The sequence below is a fragment of the Variovorax davisae genome (assembly GCF_030316845.1).
GTDB lineage: Bacteria > Pseudomonadota > Gammaproteobacteria > Burkholderiales > Burkholderiaceae_C > Variovorax > Variovorax davisae.
In genome coordinates this window covers 113,181-131,974 of record NZ_JASZYS010000011.1, presented here as the reverse complement: position 1 = coordinate 131,974, position 18,794 = coordinate 113,181, and the positions used below count along the sequence as shown (strand labels likewise).

Sequence of the window (18,794 nt, the reverse complement as noted above, 5' to 3'; positions counted from 1 at the left end):
GCAAACCGGGGGCCATCAAGCAGCGGGGTGTCCGCCGCCGCAGGGGACGGCCGCCGACCGAGGCCGCGCCCTCGCCGGCCGACCCGAGGGCGCGTCCGGCCCGCGCGACACTTCGACGTTCAGGCGGAAGCGCCGGCGATAGTCGGACGGCGACAGACCCGTGGTCCGCTGGAACACGCGGCGAAAGCCCCCGACGTCGTCATAGCCGACGGCCGATGCGATCTCGCTGATGCTGCGCCGCGAGAATTCCAGCAGTTCCCGGGCCCGGCTGATCCGAAGGTTCTGCTGGTACTCGCTGGGCCGCATGCCCGTGGCCCGGAGGAAGCGGCGCAGCAGCGTCCTCGGCTCGAGGCAGGCGTAGCGCGCGATGTCCGCCACGCTCACGGCCTGCTCCCGCTGGGAGGCGAGCCAGAGCTGGGCCTTGAGCACTGCGCCGTCGCCGTGCGCGGTGCGCGGATGGAAGTCGCTGTAGAAGCGCTGCTCCCGCCCGGGCGGGTCGACGAGCATGTAGCGCGCGGTCGCCATCATGACCGCCGGGCCGAGGAAGCGCTCCACCAGCCGGAGCCCGAGATCCGCCCAGGCGAGCACGCCGCCGGCGGTCACCACGTCGCCATAGTCGATGACCATGCGGTCGCTCTCGGTCAGCACGTCGGGAAACTGGTGCGCGAACTGCTCGCTGAACGCCCAGTGGGTGGTCGCCTGGCGGCCGGCCAGCAGGCCGGTCCGCGCCAGGATGAAGACCCCGCCGCAGACCGCCGCGAGCACGACGCCTTGGGCGTGCTGCCGGCGCAGCCAGGACGCCAGCGGGTCGTCCGCCTTCGTCTGCCGGGTGGCCCGCTCGTTGCCCGGGATCACCAGCACGGCGGGGGCGTGCGGGGTGCCCGGGCAGCTGTCGTGGATGCAGCGCACCTCGCCATCGGCGTCGTCGGCCAGCCAATGCGTGAGGCGTACCGGCGCCGCGCCCGCCCCGGGACGCTGCCGCGCCGCGAACTCGCTCGCGTACCGGAACAGATCGCCCAGCCCGTGGATGCCGGCGGGAGAGCTGCCGGCGTCGCACGCCAGGCCGATTTCCAGTTGCGCGAGGGGCGCGATTGCCGATTCAGCCATGCTTTTTGTCCGATCCGTCCGTTGTCGAGCACACCGGCTGCCCCTACGCTGGGTCGGCAGGTCGCCGGATCTTAGCGACCTGCACCCCATTTTTGAACGCCCACCGAAAGGACTGCGAGATGGCTCAGCAAGCGCGAGGTTCCTACGTCACCACCGCCGACGGCACCGAGATCTTCTACAAGGACTGGGGCACCGGCCAGCCGCTGTTCTTCCATCACGGCTGGCCGCTGTCGGCCGACGACTGGGACGCACAGATGATGTTCTTCCTGGCCCGCGGCTACCGCGTGATTGCCCATGACAGGCGAGGCCACGGCCGTTCGACGCAGACGGCCAGCGGCCACGACATGGACACCTATGCCGCCGACGTGGCCGCGGTGACCCAGGCGCTCGACCTGCGCAACGCGGTCCACATCGGCCACTCCACCGGGGGCGGCGAGGTGACGCGCTACGTCGCCCGGTTCGGCCAGGGGAGGGTCGCGAAGGCGGTCCTGATCAGCGCGATTGCCCCGCTCTTCATGAAGTCGGAGAAGAACCCCCACGGCGTCCCGAAGGAGGTGGTCGACGGCATCCGCGACGGCACGGCGAACCACCGTTCCCAGTTCTACAAGGACATCACGATGCCGTTCTACGGCTTCAACCGGCCGGGCGCGACGATCTCCGAGGGCATCCGGGAGAACTGGTGGCGCCAGGGCATGATGGGCAGCATCCAGGCCCAGTACGAGTGCATCCGGGTGCTCTCCGAAACCGAGTTCTACGACGATCTCCGGGCGATCGAGGTGCCGGTCCTGGTGATGCACGGCGAGGACGACCAGATCTGCCCCTTCCCGACCACCGGTGCCGAATCGGTCAAGTTCCTGAAGCACGGGACGCTCAAGAGCTACCCCGGGCTGCCCCACGGCATGCCCACCACGCACGCCGAGACGATCAACGCCGACCTGCTGGCGTTCATCAAGGCCTGACCCGCGGCGGGTCGCTGCGGGGCGGCGTGTCGGCCGGCTCGGTCGGGTCCGCCGCCCTCGCCTTGGCCTTGGCCGCGGGCGCCGCGCGCCGCTCGATGTTGGCGGTCGCGCCGGAGCGCATCGTCTCGGAGCGCAGCAAGCCGCCGGGGCTGTCGGACATCGACCGGCCGATGGTGCCGCCGGCGGGTCCCACCTTGGGCTCGGGCGGTGGTGGCGGCGCCGGTGCGGAGGGCATGGGGGGCGGGGTCGCGGGATCGGCCGCCCAGCACGCGCCGCAGGCCAGGACGGCGCCGGCCAGCAGCGAGCGTCCGGCCGCACCGGGGCGCATCCGCATGCGAGGTCTGTCAGGCTTCATGGTGGCGGCCTCCAACAAAGCGATAGGTCAGTTCGCTGATCCAGCCGAGCAGCTTGACGATCAGCACCGGCAGGCTGACCGTCACCGGATTCACGTAGAAGCCAAGATAGCGCACTGTGAGCGACATCAGCAAGAAGGTGACCGCGGCGGCCGCCGCGATCCACAGCAAGGTCCGCACGACGCCGCCCGCGCTCACCAGCGCCGCCTCGATGGCGACGAAGAACAGGAAGCCCACCAGGTAGTTGATCCAGTTCGGCACCGGCGCGAAGTAGCGCTGGTCGAGCAGGGCCTCGAGCGCATTGGCCTGCAGGTCCATCCCCTGGACGTCGCCGCCATCGCCGATCACCGAGCGGTGGCGGTCCAGGGTCGGACTGCGCTCGCCGACGATCACGATGCGGCCGCGCAGGTAGTCGACGTCGACGTCGGCCACCCGGCGCTCGGCGCAGGGCGGCTGCATCCGCGCCGTCGGCGCCGCCAGCGCACAGAGCAGGTCGCCGCCCTGGAAGACCACCAGGTCCCTGGGCTCGATCAGGCTCATGTAGGGGTTGCTGCGCGCCGCAACGAGCGCACGCAGGCGCGGGTACTTCTGGAGCAGCAGCGGGTCGTAGGCGCCCGCGGCGGCCAAGGCCAGGCCGTCGACCCAGGCCGGCGTGGCGCCCTCCTCGCGCCGGACCGTCCAGCCCAGCGCGATGCGCGTGGTGTCGGTATCGAGGTTCATGATGCCTTCGCGCAGCAGGGGCGCCACCGGCAGCACCATCGTCTTCAGCACGGAACGCACCGGCGCGCCGGCTTCGCCGCCGGCCGCCTCTTCCTTGTCGATGAACAGACCCACCACCACGGGCAGGCGGGCGCTGGCCTGGGCGATGGCGGCCTGCAGCCGCGGCGTCGGGTCGTTGCTGCGGCAGGGTGCGCGCGAGAAGCTGCGGTCGATCACGATCAGGGCCGGCTGCCGCTCGACGATCGCGGGCAGCAGTTGCGCCAGGTAGTCGCGCTGCTCGCAGATGTTGCCGGCCAGTCCGTCCGCCGTCGGGTCGGCCTGGGGGTCGATGTAGACCAGGGCCGTGTAGCGCGGCACCAGCCGGCGCGGCCAAGCCGCCACCGCGCTGCGGTAGAGCTCCCGGCCGCCGAACAGGGACTGCGACAAGGTCGTCGCCGCACCTTCCGAATGGGCCAGATAGTGGATGACCGTGTGCTCCAGCCAGTAGGTCGCGATGCAGGCGGCCACGAACAGCACGATCTGGCGCAGCCATCGGGCCGGCCGGCCCGCGGCTTTTTTCCAGGGCGGGCGCCGGTCGGGTGGCCCGACGAAATACGGCGATTGCTGGCTGCGCATGGTGCTCGCAGCATAGGCTGAAGCCCCTGCGGACGGCAATCCGCCGCATGGCAGGGGCCGCGGCGCGAGCCGGGGCGCCGGCCCGCGGTAGGCTGGCGCCGACGGCAGTCGGACAGCGCGGCGCCAGGTTGGCGGACTCCTCCTGCCCTCGGCCGTTCGGCGGCGGACCAAACTTTCTGTACCGGTTCCGATCGAACACCCGCCCCTTCCACTTTGCAGCTTCAGGGATTTCCAGAAAGGAGACGCCATGCCGATGGAGCTTCTTCGCCAGGTCGCCGAAGAGAAACTGCCGTTCACGGTCTTTGCACCCGCAGACATCGACAAGCTGCGCGTGCTGCGCGCCGCCGGCCTGGTCACTGCCTTCATTCCACCCGCCGAGGCGATGCGCTCCGGCGCAGAGATGCAGAAGGCCGCCCAGGTCCTGGCGATCACCGCCAAGGGCAGCGCGGCCCTGCAGGGGCAGCTCGACGACGCCGACCTGTTGGCGCCCAGCGACTCCGAAGACGCGGGCAGCGCCCGGTACCTGTAGCGCCCACGCGGTCTGCGTGCCATGTCAACGCCCCCTTCATCGCAGCGCCTCGCGGCAGCGGTCTGCATCGGATGCCTGGTCGCCGGCTGCGCAACGGCGCCGACCCCACAGGAGCGGCCGGCCCAGGTCCCGCCACAGGCCACCCTGCCGGCGCCGAAACCAGCCCCCGCCGCGACGAAGCCCGGCCTCGACCGCAGCGGCAGCAAGCAGGTCGGGAAGGCGTCGTTCTACGCCGACAAGTTCAGCGGCCGGAAGATGGCAGACGGCAGCCGGATGGACCCGCAAGACGACAACGCGGCCAGCAAGACGCTGCCGCTCGGCACCACCGCCCGGGTGACCAACCTGGAGACCGGGCGCAGCGCGGTGGTCACCATCCAGGATCGCGGCCCCTACGTGAAGGGCCGGATCGTCGACCTCTCCCCCGCCACGGCGCGCCAGATCGGCATCTCGCGGGAAGACGGCGTGGCGCCGGTCGAAGTGACGCCGCTTTCGATCCCGCAGCCGGATGGCAGGAAGCCCGCCGGCGACGCCGGGCGATGATCAGCCGTACACCGGCTCGCCCAGGTTGAGCATCAGCCGGTTGGCCCAGGCAAAGATCGCGACGGCGTGGAGGGTGTCGAGGATCTCGAGGTCGGTGAGCCCGGCGGCGCGCGCCGCCTGGAGCTGGCCGGCGCCGAATCCCGCCGGGTCGCGGGTGAGCGCGATCGCCAGCCGGACGATCGCACGCTCGCGCGCCGTGGTGCCGGCCGTCTCCGGGTCCTCGAACACCTGCGCGATCACGTCGTTGCGCCGCGCGAGTTGCTCGAAGCGCTGCGCGTGCACCGAGGCGCAGTAGACGCAGCCGTTGATGCGCGAGACCACGGCGCTCGCCAGTTCGCGCTCGGCGCGCGACAGGCCGCCGGGCGCGTACATGATCGCGTTGAACACCGTCGCCCGCTCCTGCAGGATGCGCGGCTGCAGCACCAGCAGCAGGTAGTAGTCGGAGCTGCGCGCCTTCGGGTGGCTGCTGTCGAGCACGCGCACCTGCTCGGGCGATGCCTGCGTGAGGTCGAGGGTCGGCAGCCAGGCCTTCCAGCCCAGCGTCTCGCTGGTGTAGCCGTTGATGCGCAGAGGCGCGCCGGGCGGCGGCAGATTCGCCGGATGAACGAACGGCGCCGTGGCTTCGTCCGCGGCCGGCGCGGCGCCGTCGCCGCCCAGTTCGGCCAGGGCCCGCAGGCCCGCGACCACCCGCACCTGGTAGGCGACGAAGGCGATCAGCTGCGCCAGCGCCACCACCTCCGGCGTCGACAGGCCGGCCGCCGGCAGCTTCAGCAGCGCTTCGCGATCGCCCTCGACCGGACGATCGGTGAGCGTGCGGGCGAAAGTCAGGACGGCCTGCAGGCGCGGGTCCTGGCTGAGCGATTCGGGCGCTGCGCCATCTGCCGCGGCCTGCTGGGCCGGGCTCAGCGGCGCCAGCGCATCGAGCCGCGCGCGGTAGTGCGCGTGCAGCGCGTCGCTGCCGGCACTGCGCGCGATGGCGACGGCGACCAGCAGCCGCTCGACCAGCGGCGAGCCCGACAGCTCGGGTTCGAACAGGGCTTCGTAGCTGCCTTGCGTGGCGGCCACCACCTTGTGGCGCTGATGGCGCACGGCATGCGTGGCACTGCCCGCCGCGAGCGGCACGGAGGCGTCGACGAGGTCGACGGAAGGATGCGAATCAGTCATGGGCTGTGTCTCCAGGGGATGCGATGCGCGCGGCCACGGCCTGCTGCAGGAAGCGCAGCACGCCCTGCCAGGAAGCCTCGTCCGCATGCGCGTTGTGGGCGGGCGTGCCGCCCGACGTGCTGCGCCGGCCCGACACCGGGTGCGCATAGCCGAGCTGCGTGGTCGGCACGCAGGGGAACAGGATCGAATGGCCCGCGCCTTCGAAGTCCAGGTGCGACACCGCATGCGGGTGCCCGAACTGCGCGAGCCGCTCGGCCACCATGCGGCCGTAGAGGCTGGACGGCCAGGAGCCGTCGTCCGTGGCCGACAGCAGCATCACCGGGCCGCGGATCTTCTCCACCGGGATGCGCGCGCGTTCGACGGCGTCCGGGTCCTGCAGCGCCGTCAGCAGCGCATCGGCATGGCGGCGCGGCTCGGGGCCTTCGTCCCAGGGCGCCCAGGTCGCCGTGCGGTTGTTCTCCCACACATGCGGCAGCGGGCGGCCTCGGAAGATCCAGGCCGGGCCTTCGCGGCCGAGCGCCGGATCGCAGGCGTTCTGCGCGCAATGCACCACGGCGCCCGGCACATAGCCGATCACGGCCGACACGGACGCCGGGAACAGCGTGCCCAGCAGCAGCACCAGTTCGCCGCCGCGCGACTGGCCGCTGAGGGCGACGAAGCCCCGCAGCGGCTTCAGCGTGCGATGCATCCAGGCCAGCGCGGTCTCGAAGTACTCGAGCCGGGTGGCCGAGATGTAGTCCGACAGGCCCGGTGCCTTGAAGTAGCCGAGCGCGAAGGCCGTGTAGCCATGCGAGGCATACAGGGCGGCCCGCGGCTCGTTGATGCCGCCGCCCGAGCCGTTGAGGATCATCACGGCGGGATGCGGACCGGGCCCGGCGGGCAGGAAGAGCGTGCCGACCAGGCCCTCTTCGCGCACTTCGCGGCGCGTCACGCCCTCCGCGGCCAGGCGCTGCACGAAGCCGCCGCGCAGCGGCTGCGCATCGCCGTCGCGCCGCGCCTGGATGTCGGTGCGCAGCGCTGCCGCCGGCTCGCCGCCGAAGAGCTCGCGCGCACCGGGCGAGTCCGGCACCTGCGACCAGACCAGGCCCATCGCCGACACGCCCTGGTAGCTGCCCGCGACCGGCGCGTCTCGCCCCAGGTCGACCGTGCCTGCGGCATCGGCGACGAAACGCGCCGAAGCGCGCCACGGCACGCCCGCCCCGCGCAGCGTGCAGCTGGCGACCTCGACCTGCTCGCCCGGCGCCAGGCCATCGAGCGCGATGCGCCGCGGCACGTCGATCAGCGCGTCATCGGGCGTGATGCTCAGCTTCATGCGCCAAGCCTTCACTTGAGCTGCGTGACCTGCATCGCGGTCGTGCGGTCGCTCAGCAGCGGCACGACCTTCAGGCCCTTCTTCGCGGCCCAGATGTTCTGGTAGTGATAAAGCGGGATCTGGCCCACGTCGTCGGTCACCAGCTTGGCGGCATGGCGGAAGATGGCTTCGCGGCGCTTGGCATCGAACTCGACGGTGGCGGCATCCAGCGCCTTGTCGACTGCCTCGTTGCTGTAGCCACCCCAGTTGTTCGAGCCGCGTCCGCGCTTGGCGTCTGGCGTGGCCAGGGTCTGCAGCAGGCCGTAGCCGGCCTCGCCGGTGCCGTTGCCCCAGGCTATCACGCTGACCGCGTACTCGTTCTTGGTGGCGCGGCTCGAATACACCGACCAGGGCACCACCTCGACCTTGGTCTTCACGCCGATGCGGCTCCAGAACTGCGCCACGGCCTGCACCGTCTCGGGGGCCTGCGGATAGCGGTCGCCCGGCACGTGGATCGTGATCTGGAAGCCCTGCGGAAAGCCCGCCTCGGCCAGCAGTTTCTTGGCCTGCTCGATGTTGTAGGGGATGGCGGCCACCTCGGGGTTGTAGCCGAAGCTGCCCTTGGGCATCCACTGGTTGGCTTCGGTCACGGTGCCCTGCAGGATGCGGTCGACGATCGCCTTGCGGTTGATGGCCAGCGACAGCGCCTGGCGAACCCGGACGTCGAGCAGCGGGTTCTTCTCCAGCGGCTTGCCCGCGTTGTCGGTGATGAACTCGTTGGCCCCGGCCTTGAAGTTCGGCTGCAGCAGCAGCACGCGCAGGCCCGGGTAGGTGTAGACACTGACCTTCGGGTCCTTGCGCAGCTTCTCCACGTCGGTCACCGCGACCTTGTCGATCACGTCGACGTCGCCGGCCAGCAGGGCCGCCGTGCGCGCCGCGCCGTTGCTGATGAAGCGGTAGTTGACCTTCTCCCACAGCGGCTTCGGCCCGTAGTAGCCGGGATTGCGCTCGAACACCGTGCGATCGCCCGGCACGTAGGAGATGAACTTGTAGGGGCCCGAGCCGACCACGGCGCGGCCGGCGTTGTAGTCCTCGGTCTTGGACTTCTCGCCGACATGCTTGCTCACGATGTAGATCGACGCGATGTCCAGCGGCAGCATCGGGTTGGGCGTGCTGGTCTTGACGATCAGCGTCGCCGGGTCCTTGGCGGTGGCCGATTCGACCGTGCGCAGCGCGCCCGAATACGAGGCCACGCTGCCCGGCACGTTGCGCGCGCGCTGGAAGGAGAACACGATGTCGTCGGCCGTGAAGGGCCGGCCGTCCTGCCACTTGATGTCGGTGCGCAGCTTGAATTCCCAGGTCTTGTCGTCGAGCGCCTTCCAGCTCGTTGCCAGCGCGGGCTCCAGCTTGCCGCCGTCGCGCGAATTGATGATCGAGTCCCAGAAATGCAGCGCCAGCGAACGGTCGCCCGCATGGTTGTTGAGCTCCGGGTCGACCGAGGAGATCGGGTCGGCGAAGCCGATGGACAGGGTCTGGGCGGACGCGGCGACCCCGCTGGCGAGCAGCGCGGCGGCAACGATGGGAAGCAGGCGGTTCATGTGGATACCCTCAATAAGGACAAGTGAAGCAGGGACTCAGTGGGCGTCGTGCAGGTGGCACGCGCTCGTGTGGTGGATGGCGATGCCGCGCAGCCGCGGCGCCTCGGTGCGGCAGCGCGGCATCGCGTGCGGGCAGCGCGGGTGGAAGTGGCAGCCGGAGGGCGGCGCGATCGGGCTCGGGATCTCGCCGCGGATCGCGCTGAAGCGCGCGCCGCGCGCGGCGATGCTCGGAATCTCGGCCAGCAGCGCCTGGGTGTAGGGATGCGCGGGGCGCGCGAACAGCTCGGCCACCGGCGCGCTCTCGACCACCCGGCCGAGGTACATCACGGCCACGCGGTCGCACAGGTGCTCGATCACGCCGAGGTCATGGCTGATGAACAGGTAGGCCAGGCCCAGCTGGTCGCGCAGGTCCATGAAGAGGTTCAGGATCTGGGCCTGGATCGACACGTCCAGCGCCGCCACCGCCTCGTCGCTCACCAGCATCGATGGCTGCACCGCCAGCGCCCGGGCGATGCCGATGCGCTGGCGCTGGCCGCCGCTGAACTGGTGCGGGTAGCGGTGGCGCAGCGCGGGGTCGAGTCCGGCGCGCTGCAGCTGGGCGCAGACGTAGTCGTCGAGCCCGGCCGCGTCGGTCAGACCATGCAGCAAGGCGGCCTCGCCGACGATGCGCGAGACGCGCAGCCGCGGGTTCAGGCTCGCATACGGGTCCTGGAACACCATCTGGATGCGCAGCCGCGCGGCCAGCTGCTCGGCCGGCGTGAAGTCCGCGGCCGGCGTGCCGTCGACGATCACCTCGCCTTCGGTGGGCGCGAGCAGGCCGGCCGCGATGCGGCCCAGGGTCGACTTGCCGCAGCCGGATTCGCCGACCAGCCCGACCACTTCGCCGGGCCGCACCGACAGGTCGACGCCGTCGACCGCATGCGTGACCACCGGCGGCCGGCTCCAGCCGACGCTGCGCAGCGCGCGCCCCACCACCCCGGGCGGCGGCGTGGCGCCGAAGCGCTGCGCGACCTGCCGCAGCGCGATCAGCGGCGGCGCCTGGTCGTTGGCCGCCGGCGCCCGCGGCGCGGCCGGAAGGCGCACCGCGGCCGGCGCCGCCTGCCTGCCGTGCTGCGGATGGAAGCAGCGCACCTCGTGCCACGGCGCTTCGGGGCGCGGCCGCGAGAGCTCCGGGCGCGCCTCGCAGGCCGCGTCCGCATGGGGGCAGCGCGGCGCGAAGGCGCAGCCGGCCGGCATCTTCAGCAGGCTGGGCGTCATGCCCTGGATCTGCCGCAGCCGCGCGCCGCGCGCGTTGGCGCCCGGCAGGCTGTCGATCAGCCCGCGGGTGTAAGGATGGCGGGGATGGTCGAGCACGTCGTCCACCGTGCCGTGCTCGACGATGCGTCCCGCGTACATCACGGCGATCTCGTCGGCCAGGCCCGCCACCACCGACAGGTCGTGGCTGATCCAGATCAGCGAGGTGCCGGTGTCACGCACCAGCTTCTGCACCTCGGAGAGGATCTGCGCCTGGATCGTGACGTCGAGCGCCGTGGTCGGTTCGTCCGCGATGATCAGGTCGGGGCCGTGCAGCATCGCGATGGCGATCGCCACCCGCTGGCGCATGCCGCCCGAGAGCTGGTGCGGGTAGGCGCGCAGCCGTTCGTCCGGGCTCGGGATGCCCATCCGCCCCAGCGTGTCGCGGGCATGGCGGCGCGCTTCTTCGGCCGAGACCCGCCGGTGCGCCTGCACCGCCTCGATCATCTGCGTGTCGACCCGCAGCACCGGGTTGAGCGTGGCCATCGGGTCCTGGAAGATCATCGCGATGCGATTGCCCCGCAGCGCGCGCCGTTCGCCGGCCGCCAGCTGCGTCAGGTCGCGGCCCTGGAACAGCACCTGGCCGCCTTCCACCCGGCCCGGCGGATCGACCAGGCCCATGATCGAGAAGCCGGTCACCGACTTGCCCGAGCCCGACTCGCCCACCAGCCCCAGCACCTTGCCGCGGCCCAGCGTGAAGGACACGCCGTCGACCACCGGCAGCACGCCGGCGCGGGTGTGGAAGCGGGTCTGCAGGTTGCGCACCTCCAGCGTCGGCACTTCCGGTTCCTGTGCGAGAACGGCGCTCATTTCTGCAGCCTCGGGTTGAGCACGTCGCGCAGCTGGTCGCCCACCAGGTTGATCGCGACGATGGCGGCCAGCAGGGCAACGCCGGGAAAGAAGCTGATCCAGTACTCGTTCGACAGCAGGTACTGGTAGCCGTTGGAAATAAGCAGGCCGAGCGAGGGCTCGGTGATCGGCACGCCCAGCCCCAGGAAGGACAGCGTCGCCTCCAGCGTGATGGCGCGCGCGATCTGCAGCGCGCCGATGACCAGCAGCGGCGGCAGGCAGTTCGGCAGGATGTGGCCGGTGAGGATGCGCCAGCGCGGAATGCCCTGCCCCTGCGCCGCATCGACGTACTCGCGCCGCGCCTCGACCAGGGCCTGGCCCCGCGCGGTGCGCGCGTAGTAGGCCCATTCGAGCAGCACCAGCGTCAGCATGACGTTGCCCACGCCCTTGCCGACATAGGCCAGGATCATCAGCGCCATCAGGATGGTCGGGAACGACAGCAGCAGGTCGACCAGCCGCATCAGCAGCGCGTCGACCTTGCCGCCCGCGTAGGCGGCCACCAGCCCGACCAGGGTGCCGATCACCGCGGCGATCAGCGCCGAGCCGACGCCGACCGTCAGGCTGATGCGCAGCCCGTAGATGATGGCCGAGTACAGGTCCCGGCCCTGGCCGTCGGTGCCGAGCCAGTAGGTGTAGCCGCCCTCGCTGCTGGGCGAGCCCGGCGGCAGGCGGGCGTCGAGCACGTCCAGCTGCAGCAGGTCGTAGGGGTTCTGCGGTGTGATCCAGGGCGCCAGCAGCGCGGCCAGCACCACGAGGCCCAGCACCACCAGCCCGCCCACCGCGATGCGCGAATGCAGGAAGTCGGCCGCGACCCGCCACCAGATGGAACGCTCGTCGTAGGTCTTCGCCACGTTCACGCCGCTCATCGGGCGCCTTCCAGCCGGACCCGCGGGTCCAGCAGCTTGTAGAGCAGGGCCACGATCAGGTTCAAGGTCACGAAGATCACGACCACCACCATCAGGTAGGCCACCACCACCGGCCGGTCGAGCGAGTTGATGCTGTCGAGGATCAGCTTGCCGGCCCCCGGCCAGGCGAAGATGGACTCGGTGACCACCGCGTAGGCGATGGTCGCGCCCAGCTCCAGCCCGAGCACGGTGACCAGCGGGATCATGGTGTTGCGCAGCACGTGCATCACCATCACGCGGGTGGGCGAGAGGCCCTTGGCGCGCGCGAACTTCACGAAGTCCTGCGGCAGCACCTCGCGCACGCCGGCGCGCGTGAGCCGCAGCACCAGCGAGATCTTGAACAGCGCGAGGTTGAAGGCCGGCAGCAGCAGGTGCTGCAGCCCGTCGAGCGTGAGCCAGGACCACTGCACGCCGAACAGCGCCCGGGTCTCGCCGCGGCCGCTGGCCGGCAGCCAGCCGAGCTGCACGCTGAAGACCATGATCAGCATCAGCGCCACCCAGAAGGCCGGCAGCGAGAAGCCGACGATGCTGGTCGCCATCAGCGCGCGCGACACCGGGTGCTCCGGCTTCATGCCGGCGAACAGCCCCAGCGGCACGCCGACCACGATCGCCATCAGCAGCGCGGCGAAGGCCAGCTCCATGGTCGCCGGCAGCCGCTGCAGGATCAGGCGCACCGCGTCCTCCTGGTAGACGAAGCTGCGGCCCAGGCTGCCGTGCAGCGCGCCGTCCACGAAGGCCAGGTACTGGCGCCACAGCGGCTGGTCGAGCCCGAGCCGGGCGATGGCGGCCAGCCGCTCCTGCTGGTTCATGTCCTCGCCGATCAGGATGTCGATCGGGTTGCCGATGGCGTGCAGGCCGAGGAAGACGATCAGCGTCATCGCCACCACCACCAGCAGCGCCTGCAGCAGCCGGCGCAGCAGCCAGCCGGTCACTGCGCGACCTCGCGGTCGGCCGCCTCGACGTACGGCGGCAGCACCGAGGGCGTCCATTCGTCGCCATCGAGCTCAGGCTCGGCGTAGCTTTGCATCGCGGCGAAATGCTGCTCGGCGTCCTCGCTCAGCAGCTTCGCCGCCAAGCCGCGCGCCAGCCGCTGGGCGCCGTCGGTGATCTGCGGAATGTCGCCGGCGGCGGCGCCGTGCGAGAGCGAGGCGGCGTAGTTGAAGCAGTGCACGCGCTCCAGCCCCGGGCAGGCGCCCGGCGTCTTCGGCTGGAACTCGAACAGCGGGCCGAGGTCGGGCGACTCGGCCAGTTCGGTGTCGGCCATGCCCTCGGGCGCCGCGAAGCGGTCCTGCCAGACCCGCACCTGCGGCGCGAAGGCGGCGAACTCGGGGCGCAGCGCCCAGTCGGTGCGAAAGCCCGTGCTGAAGACCACGAAGTCGACCGCCAGCGGGCCCCGGCTGGTGTCGAGCCGCAGCGCGCCGTCGGCTCGCCGGGCGGCGCCGAGCACCGAGGTGCCGAGCTGGAAATGGGCGGCGGCATGGCGCGACACGCGCAGCGTGCTGCCGTGCGGCGGCGGCACCTGCTGGACGTTGATGTAGTGGCGCATGCGCCATTTCCATTCGTCCGGCAGCTGCCAGAAGCCATGCACCATCCCCGGGCTGCCCGCGCCCTTGCCCTTGTTGACGCGCGGCAGGTCGGCGCGCCGGATCAGCAGGTCGACCCGCGCGGCGCCGGCTTCGAGCGCCGAGGCGGCGGCGTCCATCGCCGAAGCCCCGCCGCCGACCACCGCGACCCGCCGGCCGCGCAGGCTCTCGGCATCCCAGAGATCGGACGAATGCCCCCATTGGTCACGCGGCAGCGCGGCCGCCCAGTCGGGCACCCAGGCGCCGCCCAGGCCGTCGCGGCCGGTGGCGAGCACCACGTGGCGCGCCTGGACGCTGTAGGCCTTGCCGTCGGCCGTGCCGTCCAGCAGGTCGAGCCGCACCACGCCGTCGGCGCGCGGCAGCACCGCCCGCACCTGCTGGTCGTTGCGCACGTCCAGGCCCAGCACGCGGCGGTACCAGCGCAGGTACTCGGCCCACTGCAGGCGCGGGATCTTGTCGAGCGTGTCCCAGGCCGCCAGCCCGAACCGGGCCTCGAACCAGGCGCGGAAGGTCAGCGCCGGCAGGCCCAGCGCGGGACCGGTGAGTTCCTTGGGCGAGCGCAGCGTCTCCATCCGCGCGGTCGTGGCCCAGGGGCCCTCGAAGCCGGCCGGCGAACGGTCGTAGATGCGCGCGCGGAGGCCCAGGTGCGTGAGCGTTGCCAGCAGGGCCAGGCCCGCCATGCCGCCGCCGACGATGGCCACGTCCAGCGGCGCCTCGCCCGGCCCGTCGTTCACGGGCACCCAGGCCTTGGCGGGCAGGCCGAGCCAGGCCAGGTCCTGGCGCAGGCGTGCTTCGAGCGCCGCCAGCCCCGCGGGGGCAGCGGCGATCGGTGGTGGGAGGGTGGCCTTCATCGCGGATGCTTTCAGAAAGAGGGGTCGTCGCCGGGCGGCCGCGCAGAGTCGCCATAGACGCTCTGCAACAGGGCCGCATGGGCGGAGGGGTCGTGGCGCACGAAATGCGGCAGCGCGCTGGCGGCTTCGAGCAGCGCGTCGATCAACGCGCGCACGGGCGGCGTGACCGGCCGGGCCTGCGGCGTGACCACGCCGAAGATGAAGGGGATGTCGGTGTCCAGCGGCCGCACCGCCAGACCCTCCAGCGGGGCGCCGCGGGCGGTCAGCGGCTCCAGCACCGCCACGCCGAGGCCGGCCCGCGCCAGGGCCTGCGCGTTGACCGAGGAGTTGGTCTCGATCAGCGCGGCCTGCTGGGTCGGCGGGTGGCCGGCGCGCGCCAGGGTGGCGTCGAGCCGGCGGCGCAGGCGAAAGGGATTGCTCATCGTGATCAGCCGGCGCCGCGCCAGCGCCTCCAGCGGCACCACCGCGTGGGCGGCCAGCGGATCGTCGTGCGGCAGCACGGCCACGCAGGGCATCTCGCCGATCCAATGCACGTCGAGGCCGCGATGCTCCAGCGGCAGGCTGCTGGCGCCCAGCTGGACCGCGCCGCTGAGCACCGCATGGACGACCTGTTCGGGCGCGGCGCTGCGCAGCTGGATCGGGACGGCGCCGGCCTGGGCCTCCAGGCGCTGCAAGGCCTGCGGCAGCAGGCCGACCGCCAGCGCGGAGGTGGCGGCCAGCAGCAGGGGCTGCGCGTTGCCGCGCGCGATCTCGGCGGCGCGCAGGTGGATCTGCTGCAGGCCGCCCAGGGCGCGCTCCACGTCTTCATAGAGCAGGAAGCCCTGCTCGCTGGGCGTCACGCGCGGGCCGTGGCGGGTGAACAGCGCATAGCCGATCTCGGCTTCCAGCTCCTGCACCAGCCTGGACACCGCCGGCTGCGAGCGCGCCAGCAGCCGGGCGGCGCCTGTGACGCTCCCGGTCGACATGACGGCGGCAAAAGCCTCAAGCTGCCGCAGTTCCACGGGGTTGACTATCCATATTGATAATCATCAACCATTTATCATGCCAACTACAAATACTTCCTTCCCATAAGCTTAGAGGGGATGTGTCTTGGTTGGGCGGAATTCGGTGAATTGTCTGAACTACGCCAGCCAAAGCAGCGGTTGGCCGGTGGATGTTTCTGCCGGGCCCTGGCGGGCGGGCACTGCGCCGTTGCGCTGCAGGCCGCCCTCGGCTAGGCAAAGTGGCGGATCAGCAGGACGGCAAGAACCACGACCATGACGGCCAGAACGGCCAGGTTGCGCCGCCATCCCGCGACATATCTCTCTTGTTCGAGATGCTGCCTCTCGGTGGCAAGTTGCTCGCGCCGACGCGCCGAGGACCACTGACTCTCCCAATCGTCGAAGCTCTGTTTCATGTCATGAATTGTTACGAATCGCGGGCTTGCAGTATAAGAAAAAGGTTCTCAGATTTGGTTGCGAGACAGGAGCCCCACAAGCCGTAGGCGCTCTCCGACACCGCCGCGTCCTGCACCCGCTCGAGGGGCTTCACGGCACCTCGGCTAGACCCAGATCTGCAGCACGTAGTCGAACGGCGCCTGCCCGTTGAAGAGGTCGACCCGCTGCAGCACGATGCGCAGCGCGCCAGCCGCGTCGCGCACCAGCGTGTGCCGGTAGCTGCCCCCGAAATGCCGCACCGTGTCGCGGCGCAGCTCCATCAGGTGGAAGCGCGAGCGCACCTGGACCGCCCCGCCGTCCACCGACTCGATCGCGACGTTGCCGACGATGTGGTTGGTCTCCCACATCGGCGCCTGCGACCAGGCGTTGGGGTGGGAGACGCGGCCCTTGCGGATCTCCATCATCAGCTTGTCCTCGGCGAAGATCGAGGGCGAGTCCTCCCACTCGGTCTGCTCGGGCGTGACCGGCATCCAGTAGACGCCGCGTTCGTCGAACAGGTCCATCCATGCCTGCCAGAGCTTGCGGTCGAGCAGCTCGGCCTGCAGGTAGAGCAGCTGCTCGACCTCGCGCTGCAGGTCGTTGCCCGCGACCAGGCCGGCCCGCGGCACCGCCGGCGCAGCCCCGGGCTGCGGCGCGCGCGGCGAATGGTCGGGCGCGATCACCTGCGCGCCGGTGGCCGCATCGCCGCTCGCGGCCTCGATCACCACGTCCTGCGCGAGCAGGTGCTCGAAGTCCGGGCCGGCGTTCGGAATGGCGGCGCCCGGGCCGTCGGAGGCATGTGGTCTCATGGCGGTGCTCCTGCGCTATGAAGCCATGTAGGCCGACCAGGCGCGAAACTGGCTTCGCATCACCGCCTCGGAAGTGCCATGGTTGGAATAGGTCACGCCGCCCTCCTCGCGGTCGTCGCCGAAGTAGCGATGGAAGCTGACCCAGTCGCCGCCATTCGACTGCAGACCCCACTGCCCCTTGGTCCAGTTCTCCAGGTCGTCGGCATTGATCATCGTGGCGGGGGAGTTCACGAGGTTGTAGTACCAGAGGCTGCGGCGGTAGATGGCCTCGGGCGCACCCTTCAGGCGGAAGTGCCAGATCTCCGACAGCGTCTTGTCCGGCGCGATCGGCCGCAGGCAGCGCAGCTGCTGCAAGGGTGATTGCACCGACAGGTAGGGATAGATCAGCACGTGATGGATGCTGCGCGACAGGTACTCCTCGGCGCGCTGCTCGCCGTAGGCCTGCTTCAGCAGGGCCTCGTGCGCGAGCGTGTCGGGGTCCTGCGGGCGCAGGCCCATGTAGGCCTTCAGGATGCCGTGCCCGTGCGGGAAGTTGATCGTCTGCACCGCGTCCCATTGCTCGAAGCTCGACGCGAAGGCCGAGAGGTAGTGGTAGTACAGCGGCACCTTCTCCTGCTGCGACTTCAGCCGCTTCTCGACCCGCCCGGCCGCGATGCCGGTCGACTGGTGCGTGACCGAGGGATGCAGCGCGTCGAGCTGGTTCTCCATGAAGAACTTCCAGTTCGAATGCTGGATCACACGATGGCAGATCGGCACCACCTCCACCTCGCCGACCGGCGAGCGGTCGCACATGTCGTCGAAGGCGACGCGCGCCTCGCCGAGGAACTCCTTCAACGAGGGGCCGTCGGCCGCCAGGCTGGCAAAGACGAAGCCCCGATAGCTCTCCACGCGCGCCGCGCGCTTCACGCCGCAATCGGGGTTGTCGTGCGTCATGCGCGTGCCTTCATAGCCCTGGGCCAGCGGGATCGCACGCACGCGGCCGTCCAGGTGGAAGCTCCACGCGTGGTAGGAGCAGACGATGCTGTGCCCGGTGTTGCCCTTCAGGTTGCCCACCAGCTGCACGCCCCGATGCGGGCAGCGGTTGTGCAGCACCTGCACCGAGCCGTCGGCCTGCCGCACCATGAACATCGGCTGGCGGCCGATGGTGACGGCGTGGTAGTCGCCGGGATCGGGCACCTGCGACACATGGCCGCAATAGACCCAGATGCGTTCCCAGATCTTCTCCATCTCGGCATCGAAGATCCCGGCATCGGTGTAGACGGTCTTGTGGACGCGGTCGGGCTCGACCAGCGCATCGAGGTTCATCATCGACTGCCCCTTGTCTTGCAGCAGTTGCCCGTCTTCGCAGGCCTGCGGCCGCCCAGTGTGCATGCTCTCCCGGGCGCGGGTTCCCAGATTTACCCTCAGCGGATCTAGCGCCCGGCGGCACCGCCCCCGGGGCCGCCGCCCGCACCACCGGCCCCTCCCGCGCCGCCGCCGGCTCCGCCTCCGGGACCAGCCCCCGCCCCGCCGGCGCCACCTGCACCTCCAGGACCGGCGCCCGGCCCGGCTCCGGCTCCGGCTCCGGCTCCGGCTCCGGCTCCGGCACCTGCACCCGCGCCTGCGCCTGCGCCTGCGCCTGCGCCTGCGCCCGCTCCAGCTCCAGCTCCAGCTCCAGCTCCAGCTCCAGCTCCAGCTCCAGCTCCAGCTCCAGCTCCAGCTCCAGCTCCAGCTCCAGCTCCAGCGCCAGCACCAGCACCAGCACCAGCACCCGCCCCCGCTCCGGCGCCCCCACCAGCGCCACCGCCCGCTCCCGCTCCGCCACCGGCCCCAGCACCGGCCCCTCCACCCGATCCGCCGCCGCCTGCGCCGCCACCTCCGGCACCCGCACCCGCCCCCGCGCCTCCACCGCCCGAGCCGCCGCCGCCTGCGCCGCCGCCATCGGCCATGCCTGGCGTTCCACCGCCGCTCGCCACGGCCGCGGCGCGCAGCGCAGGCGATCCCGTTCCCCGGGCGCTGGCGATCGATGACTCGGTGGCCGCCCATTGCGGCGTCGGCTGGCCTGGCGGCTGGATCGTGCTCGAGCAAACGGCCTCCCCGAAGGGGTTGTAGCGATCGCAGGGCAGGTTGCCCACGGCTCTGGACGCCATGCCCGAGCGCAGCGCCTGCGAGCTTTCGGGCGCCCTCGGTCGCACCGGCTCAGCCTCCACCGCCGCAGGTGGCGCAGGCGCCCG

General features: G+C 71.2%; 17 protein-coding genes and 1 pseudogene. 3 read left to right on the top strand and 15 right to left on the bottom strand.

The features are described from left to right. Positions 1-15 precede the first annotated feature (15 nt). Positions 16-1,107 (bottom strand): GlxA family transcriptional regulator, encoded by a 1,092-nt coding sequence (locus tag QTI33_RS23835; protein WP_286508835.1) that lies wholly within the window; start codon positions 1,105-1,107, stop codon positions 16-18. A gap of 119 nt (positions 1,108-1,226) precedes the next feature. Between QTI33_RS23835 and QTI33_RS23830 the strand changes: the two genes are divergently transcribed. Beyond that, the gene (locus QTI33_RS23830; protein ID WP_286508834.1) at positions 1,227-2,066 is read left to right on the top strand and encodes an alpha/beta fold hydrolase; all 840 of its coding nucleotides are present in this window, start codon (positions 1,227-1,229) and stop codon (positions 2,064-2,066) included. Here QTI33_RS23830 and QTI33_RS23825 read toward each other — a convergent pair. Together QTI33_RS23825 and QTI33_RS23820 are read right to left on the bottom strand one after the other, a co-directional pair. Further along, complete coding sequence (locus QTI33_RS23825; protein ID WP_286508833.1) at positions 2,056-2,400, bottom strand: hypothetical protein; 345 nt, start codon at positions 2,398-2,400, stop codon at positions 2,056-2,058. The two genes, QTI33_RS23830 and QTI33_RS23825, sit on opposite strands and share 11 nt — an antisense overlap. A 10-nt stretch (positions 2,401-2,410) precedes the next feature. After that, the gene (locus tag QTI33_RS23820; RefSeq protein WP_286508832.1) at positions 2,411-3,754 is read right to left on the bottom strand and encodes a CHASE2 domain-containing protein; all 1,344 of its coding nucleotides are present in this window, start codon (positions 3,752-3,754) and stop codon (positions 2,411-2,413) included. Positions 3,755-4,001: 247 nt separating this feature from the next. On the opposite strand from QTI33_RS23820, the gene QTI33_RS23815 reads away from it, so the two are divergent. Beyond that, entirely contained in the window at positions 4,002-4,283 is a 282-nt protein-coding gene (locus QTI33_RS23815) for a hypothetical protein (protein WP_286508831.1), read from the top strand. A gap of 21 nt (positions 4,284-4,304) precedes the next feature. After that, positions 4,305-4,823, top strand: a complete 519-nt coding sequence (locus tag QTI33_RS23810) for a septal ring lytic transglycosylase RlpA family protein (protein WP_286508830.1) — start codon at positions 4,305-4,307, stop codon at positions 4,821-4,823. Here the strand turns inward: QTI33_RS23810 and QTI33_RS23805 are convergent, their stop codons facing one another. The 12 genes and pseudogenes from QTI33_RS23805 to QTI33_RS23750 all read right to left on the bottom strand — a co-directional run bounded on the left by QTI33_RS23805 (position 4,824) and on the right by QTI33_RS23750 (position 17,952). Continuing rightward, a complete protein-coding gene (locus QTI33_RS23805; RefSeq protein ID WP_286508829.1) occupies positions 4,824-5,987 on the bottom strand; it encodes a CMD domain protein in 1,164 nt (387 codons plus the stop codon). Beyond that, on the bottom strand, positions 5,980-7,299 hold the full coding sequence (locus QTI33_RS23800; protein WP_286508828.1) for an acyl-CoA thioesterase/bile acid-CoA:amino acid N-acyltransferase family protein: 1,320 nt from the start codon (positions 7,297-7,299) through the stop codon (positions 5,980-5,982). Before QTI33_RS23800 ends, QTI33_RS23805 begins: the two co-directional genes overlap by 8 nt. An 11-nt stretch (positions 7,300-7,310) precedes the next feature. Continuing rightward, positions 7,311-8,876 carry an ABC transporter substrate-binding protein gene (locus QTI33_RS23795; protein ID WP_286508827.1) on the bottom strand — a complete coding sequence of 522 codons (1,566 nt, stop codon included), beginning with the start codon at positions 8,874-8,876 and terminating at the stop codon, positions 7,311-7,313. A gap of 36 nt (positions 8,877-8,912) precedes the next feature. Next, positions 8,913-9,959 (bottom strand): ABC transporter ATP-binding protein, encoded by a 1,047-nt coding sequence (locus QTI33_RS23790; RefSeq protein WP_286508962.1) that lies wholly within the window; start codon positions 9,957-9,959, stop codon positions 8,913-8,915. Positions 9,960-9,989: 30 nt separating this feature from the next. Further along, positions 9,990-10,979: pseudogene (locus tag QTI33_RS23785) on the bottom strand (ABC transporter ATP-binding protein); the annotation flags it as partial. Continuing rightward, a complete protein-coding gene (locus QTI33_RS23780) occupies positions 10,976-11,884 on the bottom strand; it encodes an ABC transporter permease (protein WP_286508826.1) in 909 nt (302 codons plus the stop codon). The pseudogene QTI33_RS23785 and the gene QTI33_RS23780, both read right to left, overlap by 4 nt. Then, entirely contained in the window at positions 11,881-12,855 is a 975-nt protein-coding gene (locus QTI33_RS23775; RefSeq protein ID WP_286508825.1) for an ABC transporter permease, read from the bottom strand. Before QTI33_RS23775 ends, QTI33_RS23780 begins: the two co-directional genes overlap by 4 nt. Continuing rightward, positions 12,852-14,357, bottom strand: a complete 1,506-nt coding sequence (locus QTI33_RS23770; protein WP_286508824.1) for a flavin-containing monooxygenase — start codon at positions 14,355-14,357, stop codon at positions 12,852-12,854. Before QTI33_RS23770 ends, QTI33_RS23775 begins: the two co-directional genes overlap by 4 nt. A gap of 11 nt (positions 14,358-14,368) precedes the next feature. Then, complete coding sequence (locus QTI33_RS23765; RefSeq protein WP_286508823.1) at positions 14,369-15,358, bottom strand: LysR family transcriptional regulator; 990 nt, start codon at positions 15,356-15,358, stop codon at positions 14,369-14,371. Positions 15,359-15,570: 212 nt separating this feature from the next. Next, positions 15,571-15,753, bottom strand: coding sequence for a hypothetical protein (locus QTI33_RS23760; protein ID WP_286508822.1), 183 nt, complete (start codon positions 15,751-15,753; stop codon positions 15,571-15,573). A gap of 144 nt (positions 15,754-15,897) precedes the next feature. Continuing rightward, on the bottom strand, positions 15,898-16,581 hold the full coding sequence (locus QTI33_RS23755; protein ID WP_286508821.1) for an aromatic-ring-hydroxylating dioxygenase subunit beta: 684 nt from the start codon (positions 16,579-16,581) through the stop codon (positions 15,898-15,900). A gap of 15 nt (positions 16,582-16,596) precedes the next feature. Beyond that, positions 16,597-17,952 carry an aromatic ring-hydroxylating oxygenase subunit alpha gene (locus QTI33_RS23750; RefSeq protein WP_286508820.1) on the bottom strand — a complete coding sequence of 452 codons (1,356 nt, stop codon included), beginning with the start codon at positions 17,950-17,952 and terminating at the stop codon, positions 16,597-16,599. Between the last annotated feature and the right edge of the window lie 842 nt (positions 17,953-18,794).